12 protein-coding genes and 1 tRNA gene are annotated in these 12564 nt (G+C 64.7%); 8 read left to right on the forward strand and 5 right to left on the reverse strand.

Annotation, left to right across the window (positions count from 1 at the left end; genetic code table 11):
* Positions 1-40: 40 nt before the first annotated feature.
* From frr to rpsB, 5 genes are all read right to left on the reverse strand, one after another.
* Positions 41-598, reverse strand: coding sequence for a ribosome recycling factor (gene frr, locus BUA29_RS04375; protein ID WP_072755432.1), 558 nt, complete (start codon positions 596-598; stop codon positions 41-43).
* Between the two features lie 98 nt (positions 599-696).
* Entirely contained in the window at positions 697-1419 is a 723-nt protein-coding gene (pyrH, locus tag BUA29_RS04380) for a UMP kinase (RefSeq protein WP_072755410.1), read from the reverse strand.
* Between the two features lie 74 nt (positions 1420-1493).
* Positions 1494-2984 carry a GGDEF domain-containing protein gene (locus BUA29_RS04385; RefSeq protein ID WP_072755411.1) on the reverse strand — a complete coding sequence of 497 codons (1491 nt, stop codon included), beginning with the start codon at positions 2982-2984 and terminating at the stop codon, positions 1494-1496.
* A gap of 135 nt (positions 2985-3119) precedes the next feature.
* Entirely contained in the window at positions 3120-4019 is a 900-nt protein-coding gene (tsf, locus tag BUA29_RS04390; RefSeq protein WP_483887630.1) for a translation elongation factor Ts, read from the reverse strand.
* 144 nt (positions 4020-4163) lie between these two features.
* Complete coding sequence (gene rpsB, locus BUA29_RS04395) at positions 4164-4952, reverse strand: 30S ribosomal protein S2 (protein WP_072755433.1); 789 nt, start codon at positions 4950-4952, stop codon at positions 4164-4166.
* 253 nt (positions 4953-5205) lie between these two features.
* On the opposite strand from rpsB, the gene map reads away from it, so the two are divergent.
* From map to BUA29_RS04435, 8 genes are all read left to right on the forward strand, one after another.
* Positions 5206-5982 carry a type I methionyl aminopeptidase gene (gene map / locus BUA29_RS04400; RefSeq protein ID WP_072755413.1) on the forward strand — a complete coding sequence of 259 codons (777 nt, stop codon included), beginning with the start codon at positions 5206-5208 and terminating at the stop codon, positions 5980-5982.
* On the forward strand, positions 5979-8570 hold the full coding sequence (gene glnD, locus BUA29_RS04405; protein WP_072755414.1) for a [protein-PII] uridylyltransferase: 2592 nt from the start codon (positions 5979-5981) through the stop codon (positions 8568-8570). The genes map and glnD overlap by 4 nt, the downstream gene beginning before the upstream one ends.
* Positions 8567-9409, forward strand: coding sequence for a 2,3,4,5-tetrahydropyridine-2,6-dicarboxylate N-succinyltransferase (dapD, locus tag BUA29_RS04410; RefSeq protein ID WP_072755415.1), 843 nt, complete (start codon positions 8567-8569; stop codon positions 9407-9409). Before glnD ends, dapD begins: the two co-directional genes overlap by 4 nt.
* A gap of 123 nt (positions 9410-9532) precedes the next feature.
* Positions 9533-9608 (forward strand) — tRNA-Phe (locus BUA29_RS04415).
* A 338-nt stretch (positions 9609-9946) separates the two neighbouring features.
* The gene (locus BUA29_RS04420; protein WP_072755416.1) at positions 9947-10546 is read left to right on the forward strand and encodes a type IV toxin-antitoxin system AbiEi family antitoxin domain-containing protein; all 600 of its coding nucleotides are present in this window, start codon (positions 9947-9949) and stop codon (positions 10544-10546) included.
* A complete protein-coding gene (locus BUA29_RS04425) occupies positions 10543-11469 on the forward strand; it encodes a nucleotidyl transferase AbiEii/AbiGii toxin family protein (RefSeq protein WP_178137888.1) in 927 nt (308 codons plus the stop codon). The genes BUA29_RS04420 and BUA29_RS04425 overlap by 4 nt, the downstream gene beginning before the upstream one ends.
* Positions 11466-11954, forward strand: coding sequence for a hypothetical protein (locus tag BUA29_RS04430; protein WP_024892248.1), 489 nt, complete (start codon positions 11466-11468; stop codon positions 11952-11954). The genes BUA29_RS04425 and BUA29_RS04430 overlap by 4 nt, the downstream gene beginning before the upstream one ends.
* Complete coding sequence (locus tag BUA29_RS04435; protein WP_072755417.1) at positions 11951-12538, forward strand: NERD domain-containing protein; 588 nt, start codon at positions 11951-11953, stop codon at positions 12536-12538. The genes BUA29_RS04430 and BUA29_RS04435 overlap by 4 nt, the downstream gene beginning before the upstream one ends.
* The last annotated feature ends 26 nt before the right edge of the window (positions 12539-12564 follow it).

Raw genomic sequence — 12564 nt, forward strand, 5'->3', positions numbered from 1 at the left:
CATTCGCTGATGACAGGTCATAAGGCAGACGATCAGCTGCTTAGACCGACATCAGCTCGGCTTCCTTGGCCTTGACCACCTCATCCACGTCTTTGATTGCGGCGTCAGTGATCTTCTGGATCTCGGCTTCGGCGCGTGCGCTTTCGTCCTCGGTGATCTGCTTGCTCTTCAGCAGTTCCTTGATGTGGTGATTGGCATCGCGACGGATGTTGCGAATCGCCACCTTGGCGTCTTCGCCCTCGCCGTGGACGACCTTGGCCAGTTCGCGGCGACGCTCTTCGGTGAGTGCGGGCAGATTGAGGCGGATGGTGGTGCCGGCAGTGTTCGGGGTCAGGCCCAGATCAGAGGCGAGGATGGCTTTCTCGATCGCACCGACCACGCTCTTGTCCCAGGGCGTGATCACCAGTGAGCGGGCATCCGACACGGAGACGCTTGCGACCTGCGACAACGGCACTTCGCTGCCATAGGCCATCACCTTGATCGAATCGACAAGGCCGGTCGAGGCGCGACCGGTGCGCACCTTGACCAGGTTGTGGCGCAACGCCTCGATGCTCTTGGCCATGCGGGCCTGGGCGTCTTTCTTGATCTCGTTCAACATGGCGGCGTGGCTCCGGGAAATGGTCTCAAACGCACGATTATAGGCAATCCATGCAGCCGGCAGGCGGCTGCCACCGGGCCGCATGGCAGGGGTGGGCTTTAGTTGCGGGCGCGCACCAACGTGCCGATCTTTTCGCCATGCAGGATGCGCAGCAGCGCGCCCGGCTGGGCCATGTCGAAGACGCGCAGTGGCAGACGGGCATCGCGACACAGCGCAAACGCGGCGGTGTCCATGACCTGCAGGTTGCGGGCGATGACCTCTTCGTACGTCAGCTCATCCAGCTTGACGGCGTCAGGATGCTGTTTGGGGTCTTTGTCATAGACGCCGTCCACCTTGGTGGCTTTCAGCAGCAGGTCAGCATTGATTTCGATTGCCCGCAGTGCAGCGCCAGAGTCGGTGGTGAAGAAGGGGTTGCCCGTGCCGGCGGCGAAGATGGTGATCCGGCCCTTTTCCAGATGGCGCACGGCGCGCCGGCGGATGTAGTCCTCGCAGACGTCGTTGATCTTGATGGCGCTCATCACCCGGCACTTGCCGCCGAGCTTTTCCAATGCGTCCTGCATGGCCAGTGCATTGATGACCGTGGCCAGCATGCCCATGTGGTCGCCGGTGACCCGATCCATGCCGCCAGCCGCCAGCCCGGCACCGCGGAAGATGTTGCCGCCGCCAATCACCAGCGCCACTTCGGCGCCGGCGTCGTGGGCTTCCATGACCTCGCGGGCGATGCGGGTCAGCACTTTGGGGTCGATGCCATAGTCCTCTTCCCCCATCAGCGCCTCCCCGGAGAGCTTCAGCAGGACACGGCGATAGAGGAGTTCGGACATGGCAGGCCTCAAGCGGGAGAAATCCCCCAAAGTTTAGCGGAAAGCGAGGCTTAAGCTGCGACTGACGCGCAGGTTCAGGGCGTGTGCTGACAGATCCGCTGGCGACCCAAGTGCTTGGCGCGATACAGCGCGTTGTCAGCGGCCTCGATCAGAGCGTGTAGGTTCGGGAAGGCGCCAGCCTTGCCATTGTGGGTGGCGATACCGGCCGAAAAGCTGACATGCAAGGGTTGGCCATCAACCACGGCCATCGGCAGTCGGGTCACGGTCTGCAGCAGGCGCTCCAGTGCCTGTTGGGCAGCGGTCTCGTCGGTATCCGGCAGCAGCACCAGAAATTCCTCGCCGCCATAGCGGGCCACGAGATCACTGTCGCGCAGATTGCGGTGCAGGCTTTGGGCAAACTGATGCAAGACCTGATCGCCCAGCAGATGACCATGACGGTCGTTGATCTGCTTGAAGTCGTCCAGATCAATCATGGCCAAGCTCAGCAATCGGTCCTGACCGGCATCGTTGAAGGCCTGCTCGAGCTGCGCCTGCATGTGCAGGCGGTTGTATACGCCGGTCAGGGGGTCGCGCCGGGACTGCTCGGTGAGCTCGCGCATACGCGCCTGCAGGGCCAGCGTGTCGTCACGGGCTTGCGCCATTTCTTGGATCTGCCGCAGGTTGCGCAGGATCAGCAGCTCGCGCGCATGTTCCCCGATCGCCTGCAGATGGGTCGGGCTGTCGATATGGATGTCGAAGATGGCGTTGATGTCCGGTAGCGCGGCGGCAATTTCCGGAAGCAGGACATCCAGGGTGGGCGGGGGGTCCGCCGGGCAAGTGGCAAGCCAAGTCTGGGCCTGCTCGATGAGGTGGTCGTCGGGTTCATCGCCGGCTAGCCATAGATCGGCAATGGGGCCGGACACCTGTACGCAGCGCGCCAGAGGGTCGTCCACGGGGGCTGGGGCTTCGCTGCAGGCAATGGCCTCGACCAGCACCGCTGGCAGATTCCAGCGCCGCGCCAGCCAGGCGCCGATGCTGGCGTGATCATCGCCATAGGCAGCCCGTTCCAGCGCCAGCAGGGCGTCGTTGCCGATCGCCTGCGCATGCAAGCGGGCATACCCGTCCGAGAGCGCGTGCAGCAGCGCCAGCTTGCCGATATCCTGCAGCAAACCGCCCAGCAGGGCGATGTCGCTGCGCCCGGTGCCTGCGTGCTGGGCGAGCAGGCGGGCGATGACGGCTGCCAGCACGCTGCGTTTCCAGAGCTGTTCCTGCAGTTCGATGGCGCTGCCGCGACCACGCAGGCCTTGCATGAGCGAAAACCCTAGCGCCAGACTGAGGGTGGCGTTGACGCCCAGTGTGCTCATGGCCTGGGCCAGGGTAGTGGCCCGTCGGCGGGTGGCGTAGAGCGGGGAGTTGGCCATGCGCAGGATGCGCGCACTCAGGGCCGGATCCATGGCCACCACCCGTGCGGCGTCGGCCAGGCTGGCATTGGGGTCCTGTGCGAGTTCGATGATCTGCAGCGCCACGCCTGGGGGTGACGGCAGATTCCGGCAATGCAGTAAGGTGGCTTCCAGTTCCGGTCGCATCGCGCTTCATCCTGTGGTGTCCGGATAGTATGGCGCGAGCGATTGAAAAATGCGGACACGTATGGACGAAAACCCGCCTTGCGGCGGGTTTTCGTGACACAGATCAGGGTTGACCGGCCGAATACTGTCGGCGGATCAGACCTGCATGGCCTTGGCGACTTCGGTCAGGTAGTCTTCCTGCACCTTTTCGATGCCTTCGCCCACCACCAGCCGGCTGAAGCCGATCACATCGGCGCCGGCGGCCTTGACCACGGCTTCGACGGTCTTGTCGCCGTCCAGCACATAGGGCTGGCCGTACAGGGTGACCTCGTTGATGATCTTGTTGAGCTTGCCGGTGATGATCTTTTCCAGGATGTCGGCTGGCTTGGCCTTGTCCTTTTCGCTCATCTTGGCCAGCTCGATTTCCTTTTCCTTGGCGATGAACTCGGCCGGCACATCGGCGGCCTTGTTGTAGGGCGGGTTCATGGCCGCGATGTGCATCGCCAGGCCGCGGGCCAGGTCGGCGTTGCCGCCGGCCAGCTCGACCAGCACGCCAATCTTGCCGCCATGCACGTAGGCGCCGACGGTGTGGGCGCTGTCCACGCGCACCATGCGGCGCACCTGGATGTTTTCACCGAGCTTGGCGACCGCAGCGGCACGGGCCTCTTCCACGGTCTCGCCGCTGGCCACGCGGGCTGCCTTGAGGGTGTCCACGTCGGTGGCGCCAGAGCTCAGGGCCGCCTGCGCGACAGCCTCGGCGAACGCCTTGAAGTTGCTGTCGTTGGCGACGAAGTCGGTTTCCGAGTTGACTTCCACCAGAACGGCCTTGCCGCCGTCCTGGGCCAGCGCGATGCGGCCTTCGGCCGCCACCCGGCTGGATTTCTTGTCGGCCTTGGCCAGGCCCTGCTTGCGCAGCCACTCGGCCGCAGCGTCGATGTCGCCATTGTTCTGGGTGAGCGCCTTCTTGCACTCCATCATCCCGGCGCCGGTGCGCTCGCGCAGTTCCTTGACCAGGGAAGCGGTGATTTCAGCCATGGGGTTGCCTCTGCTATGAATGCGGAAAAACCCCTCTCCAGCGGAGTGGGGGTGGATGAAGGGCCGGTAGGCGGATGCCCGGCCGGCCCTTCCGCCGGCCTTGCACGGCGCCAGATCCGGTCAGGATCGGGCCGTACAGGTTGACGTGATGCTGTAACGGGGCGGTTACGCGCCCTTCTTGCCGTTGCGGCGGGCCGGCTTGGCCTCGGCCTCGCCGTCACCGTCCACGACTTCGACGAACTCCTCTTCACGCACGACTGCGGCATTGGGAGCCGCCGCCTTGCCCTCCAGCACCGCGTCGGCAGCGGCGCGGGCGTACAGCTGCACGGCGCGGATGGCGTCGTCATTGCCCGGGATCGGGTAGTCCACCAGGGTCGGGTCGTAGTTGGTATCGACCACTGCCACCACGGGGATGCCGAGCTTCTTGGCTTCCTTGACGGCGATGTCTTCGTGGCCGATGTCGATCACGAACAGCGCGTCGGGCAGACGCTGCATGTCCTTGATGCCACCCAGCGACGCCTGCAGCTTCTCGCGCTCACGGCGCAGGGCCATCACTTCGTGCTTGACCAGCTTGGCGAAGGTACCGTCGGTCTCGGCGGCTTCCAGCTCCTTCAGGCGGGCCACCGACTTCTTGACGGTGGCGAAATTGGTCAGGGTGCCGCCCAGCCAGCGCTGGGTCATGTATGGCATGCCGCAGCGTTCGGCTTCTTCCTTGACGACATCGCGCGCGCTGCGCTTAGTGCCGACGAACAGCACGATGCCGCGCTTCTGGGCCACGCCGCTGATGAAGTTCATCGCGTCGTTGAACAGCGGCACGGTCTTTTCCAGGTTGATGATGTGGATCTTGCCGCGGGCACCGAAGATGTACGGTGCCATCTTGGGGTTCCAGTAGCGGGTCTGGTGTCCGAAGTGGACGCCGGCTTCCAGCATCTGGCGCATGGTGATCTGGGGCATTGCAAACTCCGTTTTGGTGATGGAATCCACGCCAGTGATGAAGGCGCTGCGCTGAGCCCGAGGGCAGTGGGCGCTGGATTCCGGGGTTGGGCCTCCCCACCGTCACTGCTGCCGAACCCGCTTGCGCGGGCACCCCGGAGCAGGGATTGCCGGTGGGTGTGAATTCGCCGGTGTCGCCCGGCGTGGCGGCGGTAAAGCCGAAGAAGTATAGCGGTGGCTGCCGGGGCGGAGCAAATGGGGGATAATCCCGGCCATGACTATCCATCTGAAAACCCCCGCCGAGATCGAAAAGATGCGCGAGGCTGGCCGTCTGGCCGCCGAAGTGCTGCAGGTGGTCGCCCCCTATGTCAAACCGGGCGTGACCACCGAAGAGCTCGACCGCATCTGCCACGATCACATCGTCAACGTGCAGGGCGCGATCCCGGCCAACCTGGGGTACCGCGGGTTCCCCAAGACCATCTGCACCTCGGTCAATAATGTCATCTGTCATGGCATCCCCAGCCCGACCAAGGTGCTCAAGGACGGGGACATCCTCAACATCGATGTCACTGTCATCAAGGATGGCTGGCATGGCGATACCAGCCGGATGTATTTCGTCGGTACCCCGTCGGTGATGGCGCGGCGGCTGGTGGAGGTGACCCGGGAGGCGATGTTCCGTGGCATCCGTGCGGTACGGCCGGGCGCCACCCTGGGCGATATCGGTCATGCCATCCAGAGCTATGCCGAATCGCATCGCTTCTCGGTGGTGCGGGAGTACTGCGGCCATGGCATCGGCAAGGTCTATCACGATGACCCGCAGGTGCTGCATTACGGCCGCCCCGGCGAGGGGCTGGTGCTCCAGGAAGGGATGACCTTCACCATCGAGCCGATGATCAACGAGGGCAGCCGGCATACCCGTTTGTTGCCAGACGGCTGGACCGTGGTCACCAAGGACCGCAAGCTGTCGGCGCAGTGGGAGCACACCGTGGCCGTGACCCGCGACGGCGTGGAGATCCTCACCCGCCTGCCGGGGGACGATAACGAGCTGTGAGCACGCCGACGACGGACGATGCGGCCTGGGCGGCCACGGCGCGGACCGCGCTTGCCGAGACCGACGCCCGTCTGGCGCGGCGATTCGATGCTGGCCGGCCGGCCGACCGTTTGGTGGCCATGCGCGCGCGTGCCGTCGATCGGTGGGTACGCGCGGCCTGGCAGCGCTGCATCCCTGAGGACGCGCCGCTGGCCCTGTTTGCGGTCGGTGGGTATGGCCGGGGTGAGCTGTTCCCGCATTCCGATATCGACCTTTTGGTGCTGGCCGAACCGGACGCCCAGCGCCACTTTGAACCGGCCCTGGCCCGGCTGTTTGCCCTGCTGTGGGATGCCGGGCTGCAGGCCAGCCATGCGGTGCGCTCGTCTGCCCAATGCACCGAGGCAGCTGCCGACCAGACCGTGCTGACCGCGCTGATCGAGGCGCGTGCCCTGCAGGCGGATGCGCGGCAGGTCGCCGCTCTGGCCGAGGCCATCGCGCCGACCAAGGTTTGGCCTGCGCACGCCTATTTTCAGGCCAAGTGCGAAGAGCAGCGGCAGCGTCATGCCCGCTTTGGCGATACCTCCGACAACCTCGAACCCAATCTGAAAGATGGCCCAGGTGGGTTGCGTGACCTGCATCTGCTGGGCTGGCTTGCGCTGCGCAGTTTCGGGGTGCACGCGCTGGACCGGTTGATTGAGCTGGGCCGGCTGGGGTGGGATGAAGCGGCGGCACTGGAGCGCGAGCGACGTGCCCTGTGCCAGCTGCGTTACGGCCTGCATCTGGTGGCCGGGCGGCGTGAGGAGCGTTTGCGCTTCGACTACCAGAAAGCACTGGCCGCGCGCATGGGGTATCGGGATGACGGTCAGGCGCTTGCCGTCGAGCAGATGATGCAGGGCTTCTATCGCAGCGCTGCGGTGGTGCGCCGGATCGGCGACCGCCTGCTGCAGCGGTTCGAGGAGCATTTTGCCGGCACCCTGACCGTGACCCCTATCGACTCCCATTTCGAGCGCCGTGGCGGCTATCTGGCGGCGCGCCAGCCCGGCTGGCTGGAGCAGGATGCGGCGCACGTGTTTGCCTTGTTTGCTGCCTGGGCATCCGATCCCGACATGCGTGGCCTGCACTCGCAGACGGCACGCGAGTTGGCCCAGGCGCTGCCGCAGATTCCAGCCTACACGCAGGCACCGCAGGCCTTGCGGGACGCATTCATGGCCCTGCTGCGCGGGCCGCAGCCGGTGCGCACGCTGGAACGCATGGCGCGTGCCGGTGTGCTGGGGCGCTGGATTCCGGCATTCCAGCAGGTATCCGGACGCATGCAGTTCGACCTGTTCCACGTGTTCACCGTGGACCAGCACACCCTGGCGGTATTGCGCAATCTCGAGAGCTTTGCCAGCGGTCAGGCGGATCCGCGATTTTCGACGGCGCATCAGGTCTGGCCGTCGTTGCGCAAGCCGGAGCTGCTGCTACTGGCCGGGCTGTTCCACGACATCGGCAAAGGGCGCGGAGGCGATCACTCCGAACTCGGGGCGCAGGATGCGCGTGCGTTCTGTCAGGCGCACGGTCTGTCGGAAGCGGATACCGACCTGGTGGAATGGCTGGTGCGCAACCATCTGCTGATGTCGTTGACGGCACAAAAACAGGACATCACCGACCCGGAGGTGATCCAGCGCTTTGCCCGCGCAGTGGCCGATCGCCAGCGTCTGGATCACCTCTACCTGCTGACCTGTGCCGATATCGCCGGCACCTCGCCCAAGCTGTGGAACAGCTGGAAGGATCGCCTGCTGGCGGATCTGCATGCCGCCACCCGGCTGGCCCTGCGGCGTGGTCTTGGCCAGCCGGTGGCGGTGGCCGAACGGGTGGCGGAAAACCGCGCCGCGGCACGTGCCCTGCTGCTGGCCGAGGGCTATGAGGAACGGGTCATCGAAGCCCTGTTTGCCCGCATGCCGGAGGAAAATTTCCTGCGCAGCCGTCCCGACCAGATCGCCTGGCAGGCAACGGCGCTGCATGCCGCACCCGCAGGATCGAACGTGGTTGCCGCCCGCGCCATGCCTGGCCGCGATGGCCGCGATGGGCTGGACGTCCTGGTGCACATGCCGGATCGCGATGGTCTGTTTGCCGCCATTGTGATCACCCTCGACCGCCTGGGCATGAGCGTGCTGCAGGCGCGCGCACTGGATGGCCCCAACGGCACCATCTTCGACACCTTCCACGTCTTGCCCGCCGAGCAGCGGCAGGCGCCGGAGCCGGCATTGCTGGCGGCGACCCTGGCGCGGGCGCTGGAGGGGGATCTTGAGCAGTTGCGGCCGGCCCGGCGCAGCCAGCCGACTCATCTGCGCCATTTCCGCGTGCCGACCCAGCTGGAGTTCACCGACCTGCCCGGTGGCACCCGTATCGACCTGATCTGCACCGACCGCTCCGGTCTATTGGCGGATGTCGCCCATGTGCTGCGCGCCCAGGGGCTGCGCGTGCATGACGCACGCATTGCCACCTTCGGCGAGCGGGCCGAAGACCTGCTGCTGGTCAGCGATTCCAACAACCAACCCCTGTCGCCAGCCCGACGCGACGCCTTGCGCGCAGCCTTGCTGGCGGTGCTCGACGGAGATCGACGATGAATCAACCCCACTCGACCCTGCGCGCCGTTCTGGAAGACGCCTGGGAACGCCGCGCCGAGCTGACGCCCGACGACATCGAAATCCGGGTGCGGCCGGCGGTGGAGCAGGCCATCGCCGGGCTGGAGAGCGGCCAGTTGCGCGTGGCCGAGCCGGATGGCCAAGGCGGCTGGCGTGTCAACCAATGGCTCAAAAAAGCGGTGCTGCTGTATTTCCGTACTCAGGACATGCAGGTGATCGACGCCCAGCCGGCGCCGTTCTGGGACAAGGTGCCGGCGCGCTTTGCAGGGTTCGATGCCGAGGCCTTCCGTGCCGTGGGTGCCCGTGTGGTGCCAGGCGCGATCGTGCGTGCCGGCAGCCATATCGGCCGAGACGTGGTGCTGATGCCCAGCTTCGTCAATATCGGCGCCTACGTCGGCGAAGGCACGATGGTCGATACCTGGGCCACCGTCGGTTCCTGTGCTCAGATCGGCAAGCACTGCCACCTGTCGGGTGGCGTCGGGATCGGCGGCGTGCTGGAACCGCTGCAGGCCAATCCCACCATCATCGAAGATCACTGCTTCATCGGCGCTCGCTCGGAAGTGGTGGAAGGCGTCGTGGTGGGGCACCACAGCGTGATCGGCATGGGCGTGTTCCTCGGGCAGAGTACACGGATCTACAACCGCATGACAGGCGAGGTGAGCTACGGCAAGGTGCCACCGTATAGCGTGGTCGTATCCGGTGCCTTGCCGGCCAGCGATGGCAGCCACTCCCTGTACTGCGCGGTCATCGTCAAGCAGGTCGATGAAAAAACCCGCAGCAAAACCAGCGTGAACGAGCTATTGCGCGGACTGGCCGACTGACGCAGCCCGCACGACCTGCCCTCGGCGCGGCACCTGGCAGGCCATCTTTGTGCATGGGGCTGGACGCATACAGATGCTTGCGCCAGGCGGCCCTAGTCCGTATCATGCGCGCCTCGCCAACACGGCCAGGTAGCTCAGTTGGTAGAGCAGGGGACTGAAAATCCCCGTGTCGGCGGTTCGATTCCGTCCCTGGCCACCAATACACAAAGGTCAACAGTTCGCTGTTGGCCTTTTTTCTTGCGCGCTCCCGCGTGTTCGCGGGGACTCCTGCGGATTCCTGCGGACTTCCTTCCTCCGGTCGTCTCGCCCATCTCGGCCCCATTTCGCTCTCTCCTGGCCATTCTTCTCTCCAGCCTCGCTCGCCGGCTAAGGGCCGAAGTCCGCAGAGGCCGCAACGTGGACCTATACAGATCAATGGGTTACGTGCTGACGAATCAAACGGTTGGATTGCGGCATCGGCAGGCAAAGGAAACCATGGCCGTTGTGTTTTGTCGGTAGTTCTTGACAACTACCGACGTTTCGCAACATTATGACGACATGGACAGTTCGCACCAGAGCATTCTGGATCTTGCCGCCCAGCGCGGCCTTATTCGCCCACGCGATCTCAATGAGCGTGGGCTGCCCACGATCGCCCTCACGCGGCTGGTGCGGCAAGGGCTGCTCCAGCGCGTGGGACGGGGCCTGTACGCAATTCCGGACCGGGCCGTCTCGGAACACGGCGTACTCTCCGAGGTGGCACGCAAGCACCCGCAAGCCATCGTCTGCCTGCTGTCGGCACTGCGCCTACATGAACTCACCACACAGTCGCCGTTCGAGGTCTGGCTGGCAATTCCCAACAAGGCACGCGCGCCAAAGATGGACTATCCCCCGCTGCGCATCGTGCGCTTCTCTGGCGCCGCGCTGACGGAGGGGGTCGAGGAGCACCTCATCGATGGTGTGCCGGTGCGCGTGACCAACGTCGCCCGCACGGTGGCTGACTGCTTCAAGTACCGCAACAAGATCGGCCTGGATGTCGCGCTGGAGGCGCTGCGTGAGGCCTGGAAAGGAAAACGCGTGGGCATGGACGAGCTGTGGCGGTCTGCCCAGCTGTGCCGGGTGGCCAATGTCATGCGTCCCTACTTGGAGAGCCTGACGTGAGCAGCCGCAACACCGCCGCCTCGGTACGCACCCGCCTGCTCAACCGCGCCCGCGAGACCCGGCAAGACTTCAATCTGATCTTGACCCGCTATGCGCTTGAGCGCCTGCTTTACCGGCTCAGCATCTCCCCCCACGCCGACCAGTTCCTGCTGAAAGGTGCGCTGCTGTTCGACTTGTGGTTCGACATCCCGCATCGTCCGACACGCGACGCCGACCTGCTGGGCTTCGGCTCGGCCGAGATTCCGCATGTCGAGGCGGCGTTTCGGGAGATCTGTGCGGTGGAACTGGACGACGGCATACGCTTCCAGCCTGACTCGGTACACGCGGAGGAGATCCGCAAGGAAGCCAACTACTCCGGTGTCCGGGTCACGCTCCTCGGACTGTTGGACGGTGCCCGATGCCACGTACAGGTCGACGTGGGTTTCGGTGACGCCGTGACACCCGGCCCCGAGGCTGTCGATTACCCGGTGATGCTGCCGGACATGCCTGCCCCGAAGCTGCGTGCCTACCCCCGCTACACGGTCGTCGCCGAGAAACTGGAGGCGCTGGTGTCACTCGGCATCGCCAATAGCCGCATGAAGAATTACTTCGACCTCTGGATCTTGTCGCGCTACACCGACTTCGACGGCGCGCTCCTGTGCAAGGCGATCCACGCCACCTTCGAGCGCCGCAGGACACCCCTGCCGGATGGCGTCCCTTTCGGATTGAGCGACGAATTCGCGCAGGATCGGCAGAAGCAGACTCAGTGGCAAGCATTCTTGAGGAAGAATGCCTTGGACGAGCTTCAGCTTTCCGAGGTCGTTGCCGGTCTGCGTGCCTTCCTGTCATTCCCGCTGGACGCGCTCCAGCAAGGTGCTGCATTTCCGCAAACATGGCTTGCCGGAAACGGGTGGATGTCGAGCGGCGAGGAATCGGGCCGATGACCTGGAATCCCGATCTGCTCTTGGAGGATTTTCACCGTGTCGCCGGCATGGCTGGCGTCTCGTTGGCGCTTGATGCCATCGCGATCGAGCGGTGCCCTGCGCCGCACGTGCCGCCCAAGACATTACCGCCCGGCACCATGGCGGTGTACGTCTTCTCGTTTGGGCCTCATGTGCTGAAGGTCGGGAAGGTCGGCCCCAACAGCGCTGCTCGCTACACGGCTCAACACTACAACGCCGGCAGCGCGAAGAGCACTCTGGCAGCCTCCTTGATCAAACACGGCGAGCGCATCGGCGTCGCCGGCCTGAACGAAACGAACGTCCCCGGCTGGATCAGGGAGCACACCGATCGGGTGAACTTCATCCTCGATGCGTCGCTCGGTGTCCACGTCCTCAACCTCCTCGAGGCATTTCTGCAGTGCCGCCTCCGGCCTGAGTTCGAGGGATTTGCCAGCCAACGGATCGATCGCGAGGGCGGACAGGCATGAAAGAGGACATCCTCGAACAAATGGTGGACGAGTACCTGCAGCACAAAGGGTACTTCACCCGGCACAACATCAAGTTTCGACCTGCCGGCGATCATGTGGAGTACGACACCCGCCAGGATGCCGTGCATAGCGACATCGACGTGATCGGCATCCATCCGCGACTCGACGGCGCGCGTCGGGTGATGGTCGTGAGCTGCAAGAGCTGGCAGGGTGGCTTTCGTCCCGAATACTGGGTCGATGCGATCGCCAAGAACAAGGTGGTCTCGGGGCGTGAGGCCTGGCGCGGGTTTCGCGAACTGACCAGGGAGAAGTGGGCCGCAGCGTTCAGGACGATGGTCGCCGAACTGACGGGTTCGTCCTCGTTCACCTACATCACGGCCGTCACGAAAGTCATCGGCAGCCGATCGGCCTGGCAGGACAACGCGACGTTTCGTGAGCATCTCGGCGGTAACCCCATCGAGATCTTGACCTTCGGCGACATGCTGAAGGAACTCTTCCCGTTCATCGATACCACTCCGGCCTCATCCCAAGTCGGACGGGTTCTGCAGCTGATCAAGGCCTCCGGCTGGTCTCTCGACAAGTAAGCCAACCTGAAGGGTCAGAGCCGGCG

This window comes from Thermomonas hydrothermalis, assembly GCF_900129205.1.
Taxonomy (GTDB): Bacteria; Pseudomonadota; Gammaproteobacteria; order Xanthomonadales; family Xanthomonadaceae; genus Thermomonas; species Thermomonas hydrothermalis.